Genomic DNA, 18,971 nt, shown 5'->3' on the forward strand with positions numbered 1-18,971 from the left:
AAGGTCTACATGCGCAGCGGCGATGCAGCCTTGACCTCTGCATAGACGGTGGCTCCAGACACTGCGTCGCCGTTAGAGGGATTACTTCTTAGTCCAGGCAAACTGCTTGAAAGCTTCGTCGATAGGCGTTTGGGCAATGTGGTTGGTGTAGTTGCTCATGACTTTTTGGCTAAGGCCCAAGATGACTTCCAAGACGTTTTGCTGGCTATAACCGGCTGCATAGAAGTCTTGCACTTGCTTTGGCTCGAGCTCGCCACGCTGGCGCACCATGGCCAGAGTAAAGTCGCGCAACGCCTCAAGCTTAGCGGTGGGCAGCGGCGTCTCATCGCGCAGCGCATTGCTCACTTCGTCCGAGACTTTCATCGACTTGGCGATACCCGTGTGCGCGGGCACGCAGTAATGGCAGGCGTGCTCAACGTTGATCGTTTGCCACACCACGGTTTTTTCATCGGCGCTGAAGCTGCTGTTCACAAACAGACCATGCAGCACCTGATAGCCTTCGAGCAAACCGGGGGCTTCTGCCATCACCGCATGCAAACCTGGAATCATGCCAAAGGCTTTCTGCGACTTCTCCAACAGGAGCTTTGCGGCTTCGGGTGCGCTGTTCTGGTCATGCAGAGTGAAAGTGCTCATTGAGAGGCATCCTTTTTTGAGTGATCATTCAAATACGAGTTCAATCCTAATTGCAGCCTGGGGTGCAGTCAAGCTAATATTGAGCGATCACTCAAGCTCATTCCGGCCGCTTTCACCAAGGCCTTATCCGAGAGACAACGATGCCCCGCACTGCTCGCTTTGATCGCCAAGTCGCCCTGGATAGAGCGGTTGAACTGTTCTGGTCGAGAGGCTATTACGCTTCTTCGATGAAGCATATTGAAGCGGCTCTGGATATGCGTCCCGGCAGCCTCTATGCCACCTTCGGCAGCAAAAGTGGGCTATTTGCCGAGGCGCTGGAGGCTTACGCCGCCCGTGCCGGTGATGGCTTTCGTCAGATAATCGAAGGATCACCGGGCGTTGTAGAAGGGTTGAAGCGCTACCTGCGCTCATTTGCCCGGCCCTGTAGCGGCTACGCGCAAGCGCCTGCGCAGGCGTGCATGCTGATTAAGACCTTGCTTGAGGTGAATGCCGAGGACGCCGCATTGCGGACTCAGGTCGATGCAATGCTCGCAACCATCGAACAGGGACTCTGTGAGGTGCTTGAGCAGGCCAAGGCAATGGGGGAATTGCGTGCCGATGTTGAGTGCCCGCGGCTGGCCCGCTTGCTGCAAACGCAGATCATCGGGTTACGGGCGTTTGCCGAACGCAATGTGCCTGCTGATCAGATTGCAGCGCTTGCCGACGACATGGCCGACATGCTCGATGCCTACCGAACTGGCTGAATCGGTCCTGAATACTTAGACGCAGTTGCTACGTCCGCTTCCGGGCCAGGCTGTATAAAAACGTCCGTTGAAACTAACGGTTGGCGTGGCTACGCGAAATCTATGGAGTCTGACCGGGTTGGCAACGCCGGTATAGATCATCAAACGATCAGGGCATGGCACGCCCCGGCACCAGACTCAACTCACTGACCCTGTCGCGCCGCTGGCTGAGAAAACGCGTGCAGCTGACGCGCAGAAAGGAAGCAAAGTTGACCACCTCGCCGCGGTAATCCATCACTTCCTCATGCAATTTGCTGATCAACTGATTGGTGGTCATGCCATCGGTCTCGGCAATCTCGCGCAGGATGTCCCAGAACTGGTTTTCCAGACGCAGGGTGGTGACCACGCCGCGAATCCGCAGCGAGCGCGAGCGTGACTCGTAAAGGATCGGATCGGCTTTGACGTAGAGTTCGCACATGAACCATGGCCTCTCAAGTTGGACACTGTGGCAGCGGCCTTGGCCGCGATTAGCTGCTTGATTGTCGCTTAATCGGCCGCCTTGCGAACGCTGCCACAGTCAACACGCCACGCTTACAGGCTGATCTTTGTGCCCAGCAGCGTCAGGAAGCCGGCCAACCAGATGGGATGCGCCGGCCAGGCCGGAGCGGTGACCAGATTGCCCTGGATATGCGCGTGATCCACAGCGATGTCCACATACTCGCCACCGGCCAGCCGCACTTCCGGTGCGCAGGCCGGGTAAGCGCTGCACTCGCGGCCCTCGAGCACGCCGGCCGCCGCCAACAACTGGGCACCGTGGCACACTGCGGCAATCGGTTTATCGGCCTTGGCGAAGGCTCTGACCAGCTCCAGCACCTGATCATTCAAGCGCAGGTATTCCGGGGCACGGCCGCCGGGAATCAGCAGGCCCTGGTAATGATCGGCCCTGACCTTGGCAAAGTCGTAGTTCAGCACGAAGTTGTGCCCAGGCTTTTCGCTGTAGGTCTGGTCGCCCTCGAAGTCATGGATGGCGGTGCGCACGCTTTGCCCGGCGACTTTGTCCGGACAGACCGCATGCACGACATGGCCGACCATCTGCAGGGCCTGGAACGGCACCATCACTTCATAATCTTCGACGTAGTCGCCGACCAGCATCAAAATGTTCTTCGCAGTCATGGAGGTCTCCTGGCAGGGTAAGGACGCGATGAGTATCTGCCGTCTTTTCGGTAGACAGGTAATAGCCTAGAACTACGTCAGGGAAATGCGTGGCCGCTACGGCCAGTTGCTTAAGCCAAGTTCGGTCGAATGAATTGCCGGGCGCCGCCGCACGCGCAACGCCGGCAGGCTGTGCAGTGGTTCAGTGGCGGCGATCGAGCAGGTTCACCACCACACGATCCAACCAGCCCCACACCCGCTGCTGGGCGCGTCGCCACCAAGGACGCGCGCGCCACTGTTGCAGGCTGACTTCATCGCTGTCGGCGAAATCTTCCTGAAAGCTGGCCACTACCGCCGCGGTCAGCTGCGGGTCGAGCGCCTCCAGGTTAGCGTCCAGGTTGAAGCGCAGGTTCCAATGATCGAAGTTGCACGAACCGACGCTGACCCAGTCGTCTACCAGCACCATTTTCAAATGCAGCAGACGGGGCCGGTATTCGAAAATCTGCACCCCGGCCTTGAGCAGCTTCGGGTAATAGCGCTCGCCGGCGAAGCGCACCGGTGGATTGTCTGTATGCCGGCCGCTCAACAGCAAACGCACCTCGACTCCACGGGCAGCGGCTTTGCGCAGTGCCCGGCGAACCTTCCAGGTCGGCAGAAAATACGGCGTAGCCAGCCAGATGCGCAGCTTCGCCCCGCGTAGTGCGCGTATCAGTGATTGCAGAATGTCGCGGTGCTGTTGGGCGTTGGCATAGGCCACCCGACCCAGCCCCTGCCCCACAGGTGGCGGCACCGGCAGGTGCTTGAGCCCCGGCGCGGGTTCAGGACGCCAGGCAAAGCGCGCCTGACAGGCCTGCCATTGGCGCTCGAACAACTGTTGCCAGTCAGCCACCAGTGGCCCGCTGATTTCCACCATGAGTTCATGCCAGGCGCTGTAGACCTGACCCGGTATCCAGAAGCCGTCGGTGGCACCGGTACCACCGACGAACGCCACCCGGCCGTCGACCAGCAACAGCTTGCGATGGTCGCGGTACAGGTTGCGCAGCCCACGGCGCCAGCGTAGCGGGTTGTACCACCGCAGCTGTACACCGGCCGCCAGCAGACGCTGCCGATCGCGCGGGTGCAGCGCCTGGCAGCCATAGTCATCGAACAGACAGCGCACCGTGACACCGCGTTGCGCCGCAGCGCAGAGCGCCTGCAACACGGCATCGGCACAGACGCCGCTTTCGACCAGATAGAGTTCCAGCTCGACCTGCTGCTGCGCGACATCAATCGCCGCGATCATGCGCGGGAAGAACCTCGAGCCATTGCGCAATAAAGCAAAGTGATTGCCGCTACGCCAAGGAAAGATCGCCTTCGACATCAGCGCGCAACAAACGCCGGCGAGGCGCCGACTGGCAACGCCGCGCAAGTAGCCAGAAACAGGGCATAAGGCCGATGCATAAGTCCTCGTGGGGCGATATCCATTCAGCCGCCACGATAGCCGCCTGAGCGATCCTTGCAAACCCTGGCCCGCACAGCGCTACTCACGCAGCGGTGATGGCCAGACCCCGGATGATTCACCCGCTGCGTAGAAGCGTCGCGCAGGAACACGAAACTCACGGGGCGCCCTCAAGACTCGGGTAACCGCTGCGTTTGCGGCAGCAACTGACAGCCCTGGCGCGGGCTCAGCCATTGCGCCGTCTGGCTACTGCCCAGGCCACGCGCGGTAACCCGCTTATGCGCCGGCTCATCGAAAAAGCCACTGAGCGGCAGGTATTGCTCGACGTATGCCGTGCAGTACTCGGCCGGGTTGTTCGTCACGTAGCGGCAGGAGCAGTACTCCTTGGCCGAGTAGCCCCCGATGATCCCCGGAAACGCTTGCAGGTGGCTGCGGTTCTGCCAGGCCAGGGCGGCCAGCACGAGCATGCCCAGCAGCGCGAGAGAGGTGAACGGACGACGACGGATCATGGCTGCACCTGTGTGGCAAAGGCGGCTTGTACCAGCTTGAGCAGCTGGTTGTGTTGGTAACTGCCGTCGCGATCATCGGCGTAGCGCACCACCACCAGCTTCTCGCTGGGCAGCACATACAGGGCTTGGCCCCAATGACCGAGGGCGGCGAAGGTGTCGGCCGGCGCATCCGCCCAGGGCTTGGCCTGGCCTGCCACGGCGACGTTCAGCCACCAGTGCCCGCCCGGTACCGCGTCGCCCGGTTTGCCAGCCTGCGGCAGGTAATTTGCGAACGCCGTGCGGTTGAATTCGACCCAGGCCTGGGGCAGCAATTGCCGCTCACCCCACCGGCCATCGCGCTGCATCAGCAATCCGACCCGCGCCAGATCACGGGCGGTCATATAGACGTAGGACGAGCCGACGAAGGTGCCGCTGGCATCGGTTTCCCATACGGCCGAGGTGATGCCGAGCGGCTCGAACAGCGCACTCCAGGGATAACTCGGGTAGGCCGCGGCGCCGACCATGCCTTTCAACGCGGCAGACAGAACATTGCTGTCACCGCTGGAATAGCGAAACCGCGCGCCCGGTTCGGCATCGGCCGAGTGCTCCGCGGCAAAAGCCGCCATATCGCTGCGGCCACGGGTGTAGAGCATGGCCACCACCGACGACTTAAGCGGTGCGTATTCGTAATCTTCCTGCCAGTCCAGCCCCGAGGCCCAATTGAGCAGGTGGCCGACTTTGACCCCCGGGTGTGCGGCGAATGCCGGGTAATACTGGGCCACCGGCGCATCGAGCCGGAAGCGCCCCTGGCCGTAGGCCACGCCGAGGGTGGTGGCGAGCAGGCTCTTGCTCACAGACCAGGTCAGGTGAGCCGTCTCGGCCGTAGTCGGCCTGGCATAGCGCTCGTAGATCACTTGACCGTCGCGGATCACCAGCAAGGCATCGGTGCGCACGCCCGTGCGGCTGGCATCGTCACGCGCGGGGAAGGCGTAGGCTTCCAACGTGGCGAGTGCGGCGCTCTGCGTGACAGGTACCTGCGACCACTGCTGCGCGGGCCAGTTTTCCGCCTGAGCCATGGCGCAACCCAGCGCCAAACCAAGCGCCAGACTCAGCCGACGCATAACGGGAATGGACATAAAAACGCCTCTAGCCGTGGAAAGTGCCGCACCCTAGCACGCCGCCCATGACGTTCAACAGCGGCGCACACCTCAGCTGTTTCAGCGTGTGCGGATAACCTCGGGTTGGCATCACGTGGGCAGGGCGCCTACTGATCTGGATCAACCCCGCACAGAAGCTACAGATAGACGCAAACCTGCTAGGGCGTCAGCCCCAGCGTCGCGTCGGCTTTGGCCAAGCGCTTGTTGCGCGCCACGCCGCCAATCGACAACAGCCCTTTGTCCCGCCGCCAGAGCGCCGCCCAAACCTCCGGCCCGCTATCGAGCGCCGCGTCCAACTCGCTGTTCAGCGCCGTGAACTGGGCGAACAGCCCGGCCAGCAGCACATGGGTCTCGGGGCCGCTGGCGCTCAGCCGACTGACCTCTGCGCAGCCCGCCAGTAGGCCGAGCAGGCGCAGTTGCAGCGCTTGGGGCCAGGCGAATTCCTGGCCCAGCGCCGATAACCAGGCGCTGAGCGCAGTCAGCACGTGCAGGTCTTCGATGCTGCGGAACGGTTTCACGTAGTCATCCCAGCCATCACCAGCCAGACGCTCGCAGTGGGCATCGGCCAGGTGCAGGCGGGCATGACCGATATCCGGCATCAGGGGTAATGCCGGCAACGTCTCGATACGCACGCCTGGCGCACCGGCGCGCACCACGCCCAGCGCCAAGCGCGGCGCCTGCTCGACGGCCTCTTCGCGGGCTGCCACCAGCAACCAGTCGGCAGCTTCGGCGGCGGTGACATAGTCCTTGTGCCCGCTCAGCGTCAGGCCACTCAGGCGGGTACTCATGTCCGCCGGGCGCACGCTCTTGTTTTCGGTCACGCACAGCGCGCCCAGCGACCAGGGCGCCGATGGCCAGAGCACGCGCAAGGCGCCCTGATACCCGGCGAGAAACGCCAGCCCCGGGGTCGCCGCCAGGCGCCCGCCGAGCAAGGCCAGCTCGAACGGCGGCGGGCTGCCCAGACGCTCGAGCAACATCGCATACCACTCATCCAGGCTGGCAGCGACGGGCAGGCGGTCGCGGGTTTGCAGCAGGCGATGCCAGGGCATAGCAGATTCCTCAACTGATTTTTGTGTGAGCCGCTGTCATACAAGTATCACCAAATCTTCACAGTCGTGACACCGGGTCTACCTAGCCTGAGCTTGCCCAACAAGATCGACCGGCCGCAAGGCAAAACGCCGGCAAACGGAGATTAAGGTATGACCCAGATCACCCTCACCCGCGCCAGCAAAGTCGCTCCACGTCGCCTGCAAGCCGAGCGCCTGGTTGGCCCCGAGGCTTTGCGTGAAGCCCAGGCGCTGCGTTACCGCGTGTTCAGCGCCGAATTCGACGCCAGGCTTAAAGGTGCCGAGCTCGGTCTGGATGTGGATGACTACGACATTCATTGCGGACACATCGGCGTACGCGACCTGAACAGCGGTGAACTGGTCGCCACCACCCGTTTGCTCGACCATCAGGCCGCCGCCGGCCTGGGTCGCTTCTACAGCGAAGAAGAATTCAGCCTGCATGGCCTGGCGCACCTCGAAGGCCCGGTGCTGGAGATTGGCCGAACCTGTGTCGATCCCGCCTACCGCAACGGCGCCACCATCGCAGTACTGTGGGGCGAGCTGGCCGAAGTGCTAAACCAGGGCAGCTACCGCTACCTGATGGGCTGCGCCAGCATCCCCATGCAGGACGGCGGCATCCAGGCCCAGGCGATCATGCAGCGCCTGCGGGAGCGCTACCTGTGCACCGAACACCTGCGCGCCGAACCGAAATGCCCTCTGCCCGCCCTAGACCTGCCGGGTAACGTGATCGCCGAGATGCCGCCCCTGCTCAAGGCCTACATGCGCCTGGGCGCGAAGATCTGCGGCGAGCCGTGCTGGGACCCGGACTTCCAGGTCGCCGACGTGTTCATCCTGCTCAAGCGCGATGAACTCTGCCCGCGCTACGCTCGCCACTTCAAGGCGGCAGTCTGATCCTGGTTGCATGCAGCGCCGGCACTGTGTAAACAGTGCCGGCATTTGTGCCCGTCCGATTGGGAATGCTCGATGAAAACCCTGCGTCTGTACCTGCGCCTACTGCGCCTGTTGGCCGTGATCGGCCTGGGCACCCTGCTGGCCGGTACGGTGAGCCTGCTGGAAAAACTCCTGCGGCATGAGTTACTGGCCCTGCGTCAACGCATCAGCCGCTGGTTTCTCGCCCGCCTCGCCGCCGCCCTGCCGTTTCGCCTCAGGGTACGCGGCGAGCTGCCACAGACGCCGATGCTGTGGCTCAGCAACCATGTGTCCTGGACCGATATTCCGCTGCTCGGCATGCTCACCCCGCTGTCGTTTCTGTCGAAAGCCGAGGTGCGTCGCTGGCCCGTGGCCGGCTGGCTGGCGCAGCAGGCCGGCACCCTGTTTATCCAGCGCGGCGCAGGCGACAGCGGCCTGCTCAACCAGCAACTGGGCCATCACTTGCAGCAAGGTCGGCACCTGTTGATCTTCCCCGAAGGCACTACCACCGATGGCCAGGCCCTGCGCACCTTCCACGGCCGTTTGCTGAGCAGCGCGATTGACAGCGGGGTGGCCGTGCAGCCGGTGGCGATTCGTTACCTGCGTGACGGTGAGCCGTGCAGGGTCGCGCCCTTCATCGGCGACGATGACATGCTCTCGCACCTGCTGCGCCTGCTCGCCAGCGAGGTGGCCGAGGTGCAGATCCAACTGCTACCACCGATCGCCAGCGCCGCGCTGAATCGCAACGCATTGGCACGGCGCGCCCAAGCTGCGGTCGCCAGCGCACTCTACGGGGACGCCACACCGCTCGACCAGGCGGCGTGAATCAGGCCAGCGCTCGGCGACTGTTCCGCTAGGCCCGCGGCTGCGCTTGCTCATCGAGCGGAGCCAGCACCCACTGAACCTGCTCGACGACGCATGCCAGCGGCGAGGTCCAGTCCCCCCAGCCTGTCGCTGAAGCAGATGCGCCGCGCGTGGGAAAGCTCAGGCCCCAGCAGCTTGATCATCGCCCTCGTCTCGCCGCCTGTTCCATGCCAAGCATTGAACCGCAGGCAAGCCTCCTGACGTTGATGCAGGTCAGGCCGCGCACGGTGGATCGCGCTACTGTAGCAACACCAGAATGCTGGAGGCGCTTGTATGGACCCGCGACACGCGGCCCCTGCGGAGACGGCATGGCACGCGCTCGAAGCGCAGCAGGCCATCGAGCTGCTGCACAGCAAGCACGGCGGCCTCGACGAACCAGAAGCCGCCGCCCGCCTGCAACAGTACGGCGCCAACCGCCTGCCCCCTGCCAAAAATCGCAGCCCGCTGCGGCGTCTGCTGCAGCAATTTCACAACGTGCTGCTGTACATGATGCTCGCCGCGTCCGGGGTCACCGCCCTGCTCGAGCACTGGGTGGATACCGGAGTCATTCTCGCGGTGGTGCTGATCAATGCACTGATCGGCTTCATTCAGGAAGGCAAGGCGGAGCATGCCCTGGAAGCAATCCGCGATTTGCTGTCGTTACACGCCATGGTGCTGCGTGATGGCGAGCGCCGGGAAATACCGGCCGAACAGCTGGTGCCCGGCGATCTCGTCATGCTCGCGTCTGGCGATAAGGTCCCGGCCGACCTGCGCCTGCTCAGGGTGAAGAACTTCAACGTCGAGGAAGCGGCGCTGACCGGCGAATCGCTGCCGGTGGAAAAAACCATCGCCCACAGCACAGTCGATGCGCTACTCGGCGACCGCCGCTGCATGGCCTATTCCGGCACGCTGGTGAGCAGCGGTCAGGCCCTCGGGCTGGTGGTGGCCACCGGCAGCGCCACCGAACTGGGACACATCGGCAGCCTGCTGCAACGGGTGCAGACGCTGTCCACCCCGCTGCTACGGCAGATTGGTGGTTTCAGCCGCTGGTTGACCTTGGCCCTGTTGATATTCGCCCTCGTCACCTTCGCCCTCGGCACACTCTGGCGCGGCCAGGATGCCGGCGAGATGTTCATGCTGGTGGTGGCACTGACCGTCGCGGCGATTCCCGAGGGCCTACCGGCAATCATGACGGTGATCCTCGCCCTCGGCGTGCAACGCATGGCCCGACAGAATGCCATCGTGCGCCGCCTGCCTGCGGTGGAAACCCTCGGTTCGGTGACCCTGATCTGCTCGGACAAGACCGGCACCCTGACGCGCAACGAAATGACCGTGCAACGGCTGATCAGCGCGCAGCGAATCGTCGATGTCGGCGGCGTCGGCTACGCCCCCGAGGGCGGCTTTCATGTAGATGGCAGCGCCGTGGCAGCGGATCAAGCCTTGCTGGAGGTCGGCCGTGCGGCCCTGTTGTGCAACGACGCGCGCCTGCAGCAGGACGCCGACGGCCACTGGCTGTTGCACGGCGACCCGACCGAAGGCGCGCTGTGCACCCTGGCCCTGAAGTGCGGTCTCGATCCGTTGGCCGAACAGACGAAGTTGCCGCGCAGCGACGCCATTCCCTTCGAGTCGGAGCATCGCTTCATGGCCACCCTGCACCACGACCATCGTGGTCACGGGGTGATCTACCTCAAGGGTGCGCCCGAGCGATTGCTGGAGATGTGCAGCCGGCAACGCGGCGCAGCCGGTGACCAGCCACTGAACCCGGACTTCTGGCGGCGTCAGGCCACTGACCTGGCCGCCCACGGCCTGCGCCTACTGGCCATCGCCACACGCACGGCCGATGCCGAGCAACGCAGCCTGAGCTTCGCCGACGTCGAGCACGGTTTCACCCTGCTGGCCCTGTTCGGCATCATCGATCCGCCACGCGAAGAGGCCATCACGGCAGTGGCCGAGTGCCGGCGCGCCGGAATCACGGTGAAGATGATCACCGGCGACCACGTCGAAACTGCACGCGCCATAGGGGCGCAATTGGGTATCGGCATCGATCGGCCGGCCCTGACTGGCGCCGAAATCGAGCTGCTCGACGAACGCCGAATGCGCGAGGTCCTGCCGAACGTCGAAGTCTTCGCCCGTGCCAGCCCGGAACACAAGCTGCGTCTGGTGCAGGCCATGCAGGCCAGCGGCGAGGTGGTGGCGATGACCGGCGACGGGGTCAACGATGCGCCGGCGCTCAAGCGTGCGGATGTCGGCGTGGCCATGGGCCGCAAGGGCACCGAGGCGGCCAAGGAAGCAGCGGAGGTGGTACTCACCGACGACAATTTCGCCACCATCGCCGGGGCCGTGCGCGAAGGACGAGCGATCTACGACAACCTGAAGAAATTCATCCTGTTCGTGCTGCCGACCAATGGCGGCGAGGCCTTGATCGTAATCGCCGCCATCCTGTTCCAGCTGACCCTGCCGTTGACCCCGGCGCAGGTACTGTGGATCAACATGGTCACCTCCATCACCCTCGGCCTGGCGCTGGCTTTCGAACCCTCCGAGCAAGGGCTGATGAGCCGCCCGCCGCGCGCCCCGGGCGAAGCGCTGCTCTCAGGCTTTTTCATCTGGCGCGTGCTGCTGGTCTCGCTGCTGATGATGGCCGCCGCCCTCGGCCTGTTCCTCTGGGAGTTGCAGCGCGGCACCCCGCTGGAAAGCGCGCGGACCATGGCAGTCAATACCGTGGTGATGTGCGAGATGTTCTACCTGTTCAGCAGCCGCCATATCTTCGCCTCGGTCCTCAGTCGCGAGGGCTTGCTGGGTAATCCCATGGTGTTGCTGGCCATCGCCGCCTGTTTCGCGCTGCAACTGCTGTACACCTATGCGCCACCACTGCAGCAGCTATTTGGCTCCACCGCGCTGGCGGCGTACGAGTGGCTGCGGGTGCTGCTGGCTGGAGTGTTGTTGTTCAGCGTGGCAGAACTGGAGAAGGCGCTGATCCGCCGTTTCCGCTTGCACCCTCAAGCCGTGGACCGGCATTAGGATAGACGTCTTGCGTGCGTCCCCCCTACCTCTTAGGCCACCTGCTGCGTCTGCCGCACGAACTCGATCAACTCGGGATAGAACGCGCGAAAATCCTCGCTCAGCGGCTCATACAGGTTCTCCAACTCGATCAGGCTGCCCTCCAGCAGGCCAGGCCGCGACAGACGCCGGCCCATGCCATTGATCACCTGCTCCAGCACGGCGAAATCGCGGTAGCTGCCCAGCCAGTCCTGAGCGGCCATGCGCGGTGCAATCAGAGCCAGGCGCTCAGGCAGCTCCGGCTCGGCGGCCAGCACCCGATAGACCCGCCCGGTGAACTGCGGCAATGGCTCGGTCGCGTAATCCGCCCAGTGCAGCGCCAGGCAATGGTCGAAAAACAGGTCCAGCAGGATTCCCGAGCAGCGCCGCCGCTCGGCGGGAAAACGCGCACGGGCCTGGGCCTGCAGCGGATGGCTGTCGGTAAAGGCATCGATGCGCCGGTGCAGGCGGATCGCCGCCTCGATGTCCGCCGGCCACTGTCCGGCCAGGCGGCCTTTGACGAAGTCGCCATAAAGGCTGCCGAGCAGTTGCGCCGGCGCGTCGCCGCCGAGGTGTAAGTGCGCGAGGTAGTTCATCTGGTGAGCTTACCCCGTCGGCACGGATTGGGCAGTGGCTTTTATCAGCCCCGTCGATGAGCACTATCGGCGCAAACGAACGGTATATCGTCAAGGCCCGATATAGAGTTCGCTGCATCGCGATATAGCGCTACAGCACCCCCTTGGAACTCTGAAGATGCCCATCGATATCGATGAAGTAATCAAAGCCCTGGCCCACCCGGTGCGCCGCGACATCCTGCACTGGCTGAAAGATCCGCAGGCCTACTTCGCCGATCAGGAGAGCCCGCTGGAGCTTGGCGTGTGCGCCGGCAAGATCGACCAGCGCACCGGCCTGGCTCAGTCGACGGTCTCCGCCCACCTGGCCACCTTGCAACGCGCCGGACTGGTGAGCAGCAAGAAGGTCGGCCAGTGGCACTTTTTCAAACGCAACGAAGACTGCATCCAGGCCTTCCTGCGTCATATCAGCCACGAACTGTAACCCGCGGCGGATCTAGCTTCCGCCAGCCCAACCCGAACCCGCACGTACCCCCATACCCTGACTGAGGATCATCCGATGCCTACTCTCTTCGACCCGATCACCATAGGCGAACTGCAACTCGCCAACCGCATCATCATGGCGCCCCTGACCCGCACCCGTGCCGACGCAGGCCGCGTGCCCAACGCCTTGATGGCCGAGTATTACGTGCAGCGCGCCTCGGCCGGGCTGATCATCAGTGAAGCCACCGCGGTCACGCCGATGGGCGTCGGCTACCCGGACACGCCGGGCATCTGGTCGGCCGATCAGGTACGCGGCTGGAGCAATATCACCAAGGCGGTGCATGGTCACGGCGGCAAGATCGTCCTGCAGCTGTGGCACGTCGGCCGTATCTCCGACCCTAGCCACCTAGACGGAGAAACACCGGTGGCGCCCAGTGCCATCGCCGCCAAGGGCCACGTCAGCCTGCTGCGACCGCTGCGCGACCATCCTGTGCCGCGCGCCCTGGAGACCGAGGAAATCGCCGATATCGTCGAGGCCTATCGCATCGGCGCGGAGAACGCCAAGGCCGCCGGTTTCGACGGTGTGGAAATCCACGGCGCCAACGGCTACCTGCTCGACCAGTTCCTCCAGGACAGCACCAATAAGCGCACCGACCGCTATGGCGGCTCCCTGGAAAATCGTGCGCGCCTGCTGCTGGAAGTCACCGATGCGGCGATCTCCGTATGGGGGGCCGGCCGGGTCGGCGTGCATCTGGCGCCGCGCGCCGACTCCCATGACATGGGCGATTCCAACCGCGCCGAAACTTTCACCTATGTCGCCAGTGAGCTGGGCAAGCGCGGCATCGCCTTCATCTGCGCCCGCGAGAAGGAGGCCGACGACAGCCTGTCGCCCAGCCTCAAACAAGCCTTCGGCGGCGTATTCATCGCCAACGAACGCTTCACCAAGGACCAGGCCAACGCCTGGCTGGCTGACGGCAAGGCCGATGCCGTGGCCTTCGGCATCCCCTTCATCGCCAACCCCGACCTGCCGGAGCGTCTGGCCGAGGATGCGCCGCTGAACGAGCCGCAACCGGAAACCTTCTACGGCTCAGGCCCCGTGGGTTATATCGACTACCCGCGTTTATAAGCGCAGACGCCACTGCTCTAACGTGTCTAGTCCTGAAATAGGTTTACACCTGTTTCACTCTCAAAACGCCCGGTGCACCGCATCGGGCGTTTTGTATTTCAAGGCCAGATGTGGCCGCTCTTCGTTATAAATAGCCACCGATTCGCCCACCATCTTCCGAGCCTCTGCCAGGTCTTTTGGCCGACGCAGCAGGAATTCCATCTTCAAAATACCGTTCACTCGCTCGGCCATCGCGTTTTGGTAACAGTCGTACCCGTCGGTCATTGAACAGGTAATGCCATGCTTGATGTGCAACTGCTGATAAAGGTCTGAGCAGTACTGGGCGCCGCGGTCAGAATGATGGATCAGAGGTTGGTCTGTTTCTCTCTCGCTGACAGCGCTCTTCAGAGCCTTGAGCACCGACTCCGTGTGCAACGTCTCATGCACGTGATGCCCTACGATTTTGCGTGAGAAGGCATCGGTCACCAGGCTTAGGTACGCTACATTTTCCTGGGTCGGCAGGTAGGTTATGTCGGCGACCCAAACTTGTTCAGGGCCCGTAGCAACAACCTGTGCTGGGCCGTCTTTTAGCAGATTGGGATGGCGTCGGAAGCGATGATGGCTGTGGGTGGTTTTGTGATAAGCACGTTTGCGTGGCACCAGTTCACGCGCCTCTCGCAGGATTGTGAACAACCGATCTCGCCCGACTTGCAGCGATGTTCTAGCTTCAATATGCAGTAAATGGTGCAGCTTGCGCGTTCCTAGCCGGGGCTGGCGGCGACGCTTTTCCAAGACAAAATCCAGCACGCCTTGATCGTGTTGGGCGCGGGCCTCGTATGCCCGGATTCGCTTGTAATAAGCCTGGCGCGAAATTTCCATAAACAGGCAAGCCCTAGTGATGCTCAGGCCTTCGATTTGCCCTTGCGAGAGGACTTGCCGGGTCGCTTTTTTACGATAGAAACGCCGTAGTCGTTTTTCAGAACGTTCACGACAGCTTCAAAAAATTGAGCCTTCTGGTTGCTCATCGTGAGCTGTTCTTCAAGCTCCTTGATCCGCTGTTCAGGCGTCAGTGGTGTGGATGGCTTGTGCACGGCGCGGGTTCTCTGAACTCGAATGGATGCGCCTTGGCTCCAGTCCTGTCGACCATGTTTGCGTAACCAAACCAGCACTGTCGACCTACCCTGGATGCCATAGCGGGTTTGAGCGTCTTTATAACTCAACTCGCCTTTTTCAACTTGATCTACAACCGCCAATTTAAAAGCCAAGGTGTAATCGCGCTGACTGCGCCTTTTCCCCGAATCCATTGCGCCCTCCTGAAAATAGGTCAGAAGGTGTAAACCTTATTCAGGACGGGACAACGCACAGAAAAAAGCCCGCTCACTGAGAGCGGGCTTTTTCATCGGTGCCGGCCTCAGCGGGCGTCGATCTGCTGCTGCAGGTTCTGCACCTGCCCTTGCAGGGTGCTGATGTAGCGGCTCATCTGGGCGCGGAAGGCATCGAACTCGGCGGTGTTGTTTTTCGCCGCCGGGCGGTTCTCCAGGTCGCTTTTCAGTACCAGCAGGTCCTGTTCCAGGCGCCCGATGGCCTGGTTCGGATTGCCGATTTTCTTCAAGGCCTCCACCTCGCCACTCAGACTCTTGAGTTGTCCTTCGAGCTTGCTCACGCCGGCTTGCGCGGACTTCAGCGAGGCCTGCTCGCTTTTCAACGCCGTCTGCGCGCTGCTCAGGTTTTTCAATTGGCCATCGAACTGGCTGGTCGCCCCCTGCTGAGTCTTCAGCTCGGCCGCCAGTTGCTCGATCGACTTGCCTTGAGCGCCCTGCTGGCTAACGACGTTCTGCTGCTGCTTGCTCAGCTCGGCCAGCTTGTTCTCCAATTGCTTGACCTGCAGCTTGAGCGCTTCGCTGCCGCTGGTGACCGTGGACTCGGTGGCGACGACTTTGCCGGATATATCCTGGATGCGCCCGGCGGCCTCCTCGCTGATGCGGCCGAAACTCTCCTGGGTGGCAACCAGTTGCAGTTGCATCAGGTTGAGTTGCTGATAGCTCCACCAACTCAAACCGCCGAGGGCAATGGTCAGCGCGCCGACCAACGCCCACAGGGGCCCGGTGCTGGCGGTTTTGGCTGGTACCGTCGCAGCGCCATGACCATAGGCTGGAGTGCGCACAGTCGGCTCATGGTGATCCGCATCGAGATCATCGCGATCACGCGCGTCTGTGGTCAGGCTGGGCACATGATCGAGTTCGTCGTGGGCATCGTTACGCATGGATAAACCTTCAAGAAAAAGCTGAGGGAGCTAAATGCCGCGCAGTATAACGGTTCGCGCGCCGCGCTTCAGCGTCGCGCCAAGCCAGTGCAATACGCACTGATGAAGGGCGCCACATAGGCCCATTGATCCGCTACAGGCCGCACAGTTCCAGCCTGGGCAAACTGGTACAGGCTTTGCAATTCCCCACCTAGAGCGCCCTCACGGGGCCTCACGTCAACAACAAGGGATGGCCCATGGAACTGAACAAAGCGCTTCTGGATTGCATGCAGGCCCTACGCCGTCGCCTGCGCGACGAACTGGCGGTAGACATCCGTCTGAGTCAGCACGATGCGATCAACACGATGCTCAGCGCCTGTCTCACTTCCTCCGATGAGGAAACCCGACAATTGGGGCAGCGCCTCGCCCAGCTCAGTGACAATCCGTTCAACCGCGCAGCCGGTGCTCCTACTCCTGCGGAGCGACCGATCACCCCGCTCGCCGATCCGACAAAACTCACGCCGACATCTGGCTCGGTACGCATCTATCGGGGGCAGCGGGTCTACCTCTGACTGCAATCAGCTGGGGTGATGGGCTTTCCACCACTGGCAGAACTCATCCAGCGCCGTCCACACGCTGACCTGTGGCTGATAGTCCAGATACTGCTGAGCCAGGCTGATATCCAACGAGAAGTCCTTGGCCATCGCCGCCACGCCGAGACGAAACAGGGTCGGCTCCGGGCGACCAGGCAACAGCTTGCAGACCCCTTCATTGAGCGCCGCTGCTGCATAAGCCAGGGCGAATGGGCGGTGCCGGGTCACCGGCGGCACGTCCATTTGCCGCAACATGTAGTTGATCACATCCCACGGCGGTACCGGCGCACCATTGCTGATGTTGTACGCCTTGCCAAGTGCCGGCCCGGCGGCCAGCAAAGCGCTGAACAGGGCGTCGTTGAGATTCTGCACACTGGTGAAGTCGACCTTGTTCAGGCCGTTGCCGATGATCGACAGGTGGCCCTTGCGCTGCATGTTGATCATCCGCGGAAAGATACTGGTGTCACCTGCCCCGATAACGGAGCGCGGCCGCAAGACCAGCACTTCCAGGCCAAACTCCTGGGCGCCGAACACTTGCTGCTCGGCCAGGTACTTGGTCTTGCCATAGTGATCGAAGAAATGCTTGGGCACTTGCTCTTCCTTGATCGCCACATGCGCTTTGCCATCGAAATAGATCGATGGCGAGGACAGGTGAACCAGCCGCTTTACCTGCTGCTTCAGGCAGCCGTCGACCACGTTCTCGGTCACCGTGACATTGCCCTGGTGAAAATGCTCATAGCTGCCCCAGAAGCCCACGGCCCCGGCGCAATGCACCACTACCTCGACGCCCTGGCAGAGTCGCTGCACCAGCTCCGGGTCGGCCAAGTCACCCTGGATAAACTCGGCGCCGCGCTTGACCAGATGTTCCACACCCTCGGCACGCCGTCCGTTGACCCGCACATCCAGGCCTTGCTCCAGGGCGAAGCGGGCGAAACGTCCGCCGATGAACCCACTTGCACCGGTTACCAGAATCTTCATTGCCACCCCCAGTTGGCTTCAGCCGTTAGCAGGCCGTTGAAAAATGTAGCGAGCGAAGGCTAGGCAAGGCGAAATCGGCCGAAAAAGCGCAGTTTACGTGGTGTAAATGAGCATTTTGAGGCCGCTTTCAACGCCGCATAGCCGAGCGCAGTAGTTTTTCAACGACCTGCTTGCGCACTCTAGCAGTGCCGGCAGTGGGTCGCTGTGTCGTTGCACGCCAGAACAGCGACCGGGCAATCCACTTGACCAGCTCCCCGATGGACCAGATCCCCTAATGCCTTTAGCGACTACGCTGTTATCCAGTGCAATCCCACCCTGACAGGAGTCCACTATGGCCACGCACAACTGGATGATCTACGGCGCCAACGGTTACACCGGCCACCTGCTGGCCGCCGAGGCGCAGCGCCAGGGCCTGACACCAATATTGGCCGGGCGCAATCCGGCGGCGGTGCATGCACTGGGGAGCCTGCTGGGCCTGGAGTGCCGGGTCTTCGACCTTCAGCAGCACGAGCGGGCATGTGAGGCGCTGGCCGATGTCGCGGTGCTCGCCCACTGCGCCGGGCCCTTCTCCAGCACCAGCGCGCCGATGCTCGACGCCTGCCTGGCCAGCGCCTGCCACTACCTCGACATTACCGGGGAGATCGCAGTGTTCGAGGCCGCGCATGCCCGTGACTCACAGGCCCGCCTACAGGGCGTGGTGGTCTGCCCCGGCGCCGGTTTCGACGTAATCCCCAGCGATTGCCTGGCCGCCTGCCTGCACCAGGCGCTGCCGGATGCCAGCCACCTGGCATTGGGCTTCGACAGCGCCAGCAGCTTGTCGCCGGGCACAGCGAAAACCTCAGTGGAAGGTCTCCAGTTCGGCGGCAAGGTGCGCCGCGCCGGAATCATCACCGACGTGCCGCTGGGCTACCAGCGCCGCTCGATCAACTTCGGCCGTGGCGAGAAGTCCGCAGTGAGCATTCCCTGGGGCGACGTCGCGACGGCGTACTACTCCACCGGCATCGGCAACATCGAGGTCTATCTTCCCGCGCCCCCAGCACTGACTATCGGCATGCGCCTGCTCGATCCGCTACGTCCGCTGCTGGGCCGACCCCGCGTACAACAAGGCCTCAAACGCCTGCTCGGCAAGCGCGTGCGGGGTCCCGATCAGGCCAGCCGCGAACGTCAGCGCACCTGGCTGTGGGGCGAGGTGCACAACGCCGCCGGCGAGCACAAGACGGCGCGCCTGCAGACCGCCAACGGCTACGACGTGACCGTACACGGCACGCTCATGGCGGTGCGCCACCTGCTCGCTTACAGCGGCCGGGGCGGCTACTTCACCCCCTCGCAACTGCTCGGCGAACGCTGCGTGGAGCAGTTGCCCGGTTCGGGAAAAATTGTGATCACCTAGTAGCCTGTCGGACTTCACGCTGCCCTCAGCTCCGAGAACTCGCACCCGTAAGTCTCAACCGACAAGGCGCCTGTTTGAGGGGGAACGGCAACGCCCCCACAGTGAGCAACTCGGGCTCGCAACAACAGCGCTCACGTCCCCTCCGCCGCCATGCGAGTTGCGC

19 protein-coding genes are annotated in these 18,971 nt (G+C 62.8%); 8 read left to right on the forward strand and 11 right to left on the reverse strand.

All coding sequences use genetic code 11. The features are described from left to right. Nucleotides 1–81 precede the first annotated feature (81 nt). Nucleotides 82–633: a carboxymuconolactone decarboxylase family protein gene (locus TMS3_RS18420; RefSeq protein ID WP_025166767.1), complete on the reverse strand. Its 552-nt coding sequence runs from the start codon at nt 631–633 to the stop codon at nt 82–84. A gap of 140 nt (nt 634–773) precedes the next feature. Here TMS3_RS18420 and TMS3_RS18425 point away from each other — a divergent pair, with 140 nt between their 5' ends. Then, nucleotides 774–1,376: a TetR/AcrR family transcriptional regulator gene (locus tag TMS3_RS18425; RefSeq protein ID WP_025166768.1), complete on the forward strand. Its 603-nt coding sequence runs from the start codon at nt 774–776 to the stop codon at nt 1,374–1,376. Nucleotides 1,377–1,524: 148 nt separating this feature from the next. Here the strand turns inward: TMS3_RS18425 and TMS3_RS18430 are convergent, their stop codons facing one another. The 6 genes from TMS3_RS18430 to TMS3_RS18455 all read right to left on the reverse strand — a co-directional run bounded on the left by TMS3_RS18430 (nt 1,525) and on the right by TMS3_RS18455 (nt 6,639). Next, nucleotides 1,525–1,833, reverse strand: coding sequence for a ribbon-helix-helix domain-containing protein (locus tag TMS3_RS18430; RefSeq protein WP_025166769.1), 309 nt, complete (start codon nt 1,831–1,833; stop codon nt 1,525–1,527). 113 nt (nt 1,834–1,946) lie between these two features. Further along, nucleotides 1,947–2,528 carry a DJ-1/PfpI family protein gene (locus TMS3_RS18435; RefSeq protein WP_025166770.1) on the reverse strand — a complete coding sequence of 194 codons (582 nt, stop codon included), beginning with the start codon at nt 2,526–2,528 and terminating at the stop codon, nt 1,947–1,949. Nucleotides 2,529–2,709: 181 nt separating this feature from the next. Then, entirely contained in the window at nt 2,710–3,867 is a 1,158-nt protein-coding gene (locus TMS3_RS18440) for a phospholipase D-like domain-containing protein (RefSeq protein WP_025166771.1), read from the reverse strand. Between the two features lie 248 nt (nt 3,868–4,115). After that, nucleotides 4,116–4,454 carry a hypothetical protein gene (locus tag TMS3_RS18445; RefSeq protein ID WP_025166772.1) on the reverse strand — a complete coding sequence of 113 codons (339 nt, stop codon included), beginning with the start codon at nt 4,452–4,454 and terminating at the stop codon, nt 4,116–4,118. After that, nucleotides 4,451–5,569 (reverse strand): serine hydrolase domain-containing protein, encoded by a 1,119-nt coding sequence (locus tag TMS3_RS18450; protein WP_025166773.1) that lies wholly within the window; start codon nt 5,567–5,569, stop codon nt 4,451–4,453. Before TMS3_RS18450 ends, TMS3_RS18445 begins: the two co-directional genes overlap by 4 nt. A gap of 179 nt (nt 5,570–5,748) precedes the next feature. Then, nucleotides 5,749–6,639 (reverse strand): acyl-CoA dehydrogenase middle domain-containing protein, encoded by an 891-nt coding sequence (locus TMS3_RS18455; RefSeq protein WP_025166774.1) that lies wholly within the window; start codon nt 6,637–6,639, stop codon nt 5,749–5,751. A gap of 150 nt (nt 6,640–6,789) precedes the next feature. On the opposite strand from TMS3_RS18455, the gene olsB reads away from it, so the two are divergent. The 3 genes from olsB (at nt 6,790) to TMS3_RS18470 (ending at nt 11,427) form a co-directional block, all read left to right on the forward strand. Next, nucleotides 6,790–7,548, forward strand: a complete 759-nt coding sequence (olsB, locus tag TMS3_RS18460) for an L-ornithine N(alpha)-acyltransferase (protein WP_025166775.1) — start codon at nt 6,790–6,792, stop codon at nt 7,546–7,548. A 72-nt stretch (nt 7,549–7,620) separates the two neighbouring features. Beyond that, nucleotides 7,621–8,391 (forward strand): lysophospholipid acyltransferase family protein, encoded by a 771-nt coding sequence (locus tag TMS3_RS18465; RefSeq protein WP_025166776.1) that lies wholly within the window; start codon nt 7,621–7,623, stop codon nt 8,389–8,391. Between the two features lie 312 nt (nt 8,392–8,703). Further along, nucleotides 8,704–11,427 (forward strand): cation-transporting P-type ATPase, encoded by a 2,724-nt coding sequence (locus TMS3_RS18470; RefSeq protein WP_025166777.1) that lies wholly within the window; start codon nt 8,704–8,706, stop codon nt 11,425–11,427. Nucleotides 11,428–11,459: 32 nt separating this feature from the next. Here TMS3_RS18470 and TMS3_RS18475 read toward each other — a convergent pair whose 3' ends face one another. Then, on the reverse strand, nt 11,460–12,041 hold the full coding sequence (locus TMS3_RS18475) for an acyl carrier protein phosphodiesterase (protein WP_025166778.1): 582 nt from the start codon (nt 12,039–12,041) through the stop codon (nt 11,460–11,462). 157 nt (nt 12,042–12,198) lie between these two features. Between TMS3_RS18475 and TMS3_RS18480 the strand changes: the two genes are divergently transcribed. Then, nucleotides 12,199–12,501 (forward strand): ArsR/SmtB family transcription factor, encoded by a 303-nt coding sequence (locus tag TMS3_RS18480; protein ID WP_025166779.1) that lies wholly within the window; start codon nt 12,199–12,201, stop codon nt 12,499–12,501. Nucleotides 12,502–12,576: 75 nt separating this feature from the next. After that, nucleotides 12,577–13,626 (forward strand): alkene reductase, encoded by a 1,050-nt coding sequence (locus tag TMS3_RS18485; RefSeq protein WP_025166780.1) that lies wholly within the window; start codon nt 12,577–12,579, stop codon nt 13,624–13,626. A 60-nt stretch (nt 13,627–13,686) separates the two neighbouring features. Here TMS3_RS18485 and TMS3_RS18490 read toward each other — a convergent pair. Further along, a protein-coding gene (locus tag TMS3_RS18490) for an IS3 family transposase (RefSeq protein WP_200929712.1) occupies nt 13,687–14,909 on the reverse strand; the annotation gives its coding sequence in 2 pieces (ribosomal slippage) (nt 13,687–14,558 and nt 14,558–14,909; 1,224 coding nt in all). A gap of 107 nt (nt 14,910–15,016) precedes the next feature. Further along, a complete protein-coding gene (locus TMS3_RS18500; RefSeq protein WP_025166782.1) occupies nt 15,017–15,868 on the reverse strand; it encodes an ATPase in 852 nt (283 codons plus the stop codon). Between the two features lie 236 nt (nt 15,869–16,104). Here TMS3_RS18500 and TMS3_RS18505 point away from each other — a divergent pair, with 236 nt between their 5' ends. Beyond that, the gene (locus TMS3_RS18505; protein ID WP_025166783.1) at nt 16,105–16,419 is read left to right on the forward strand and encodes a hypothetical protein; all 315 of its coding nucleotides are present in this window, start codon (nt 16,105–16,107) and stop codon (nt 16,417–16,419) included. A gap of 6 nt (nt 16,420–16,425) precedes the next feature. On the opposite strand, the gene TMS3_RS18510 is transcribed toward TMS3_RS18505, so the two are convergent. Then, entirely contained in the window at nt 16,426–17,418 is a 993-nt protein-coding gene (locus TMS3_RS18510; protein ID WP_025166784.1) for an NAD-dependent epimerase/dehydratase family protein, read from the reverse strand. A gap of 331 nt (nt 17,419–17,749) precedes the next feature. On the opposite strand from TMS3_RS18510, the gene TMS3_RS18515 reads away from it, so the two are divergent. Next, nucleotides 17,750–18,808 carry a saccharopine dehydrogenase family protein gene (locus TMS3_RS18515; protein ID WP_025166785.1) on the forward strand — a complete coding sequence of 353 codons (1,059 nt, stop codon included), beginning with the start codon at nt 17,750–17,752 and terminating at the stop codon, nt 18,806–18,808. Nucleotides 18,809–18,971: the final 163 nt, after the last annotated feature.

This window comes from Pseudomonas taeanensis MS-3 (genome assembly GCF_000498575.2).
GTDB lineage: Bacteria > Pseudomonadota > Gammaproteobacteria > Pseudomonadales > Pseudomonadaceae > Aquipseudomonas > Aquipseudomonas taeanensis.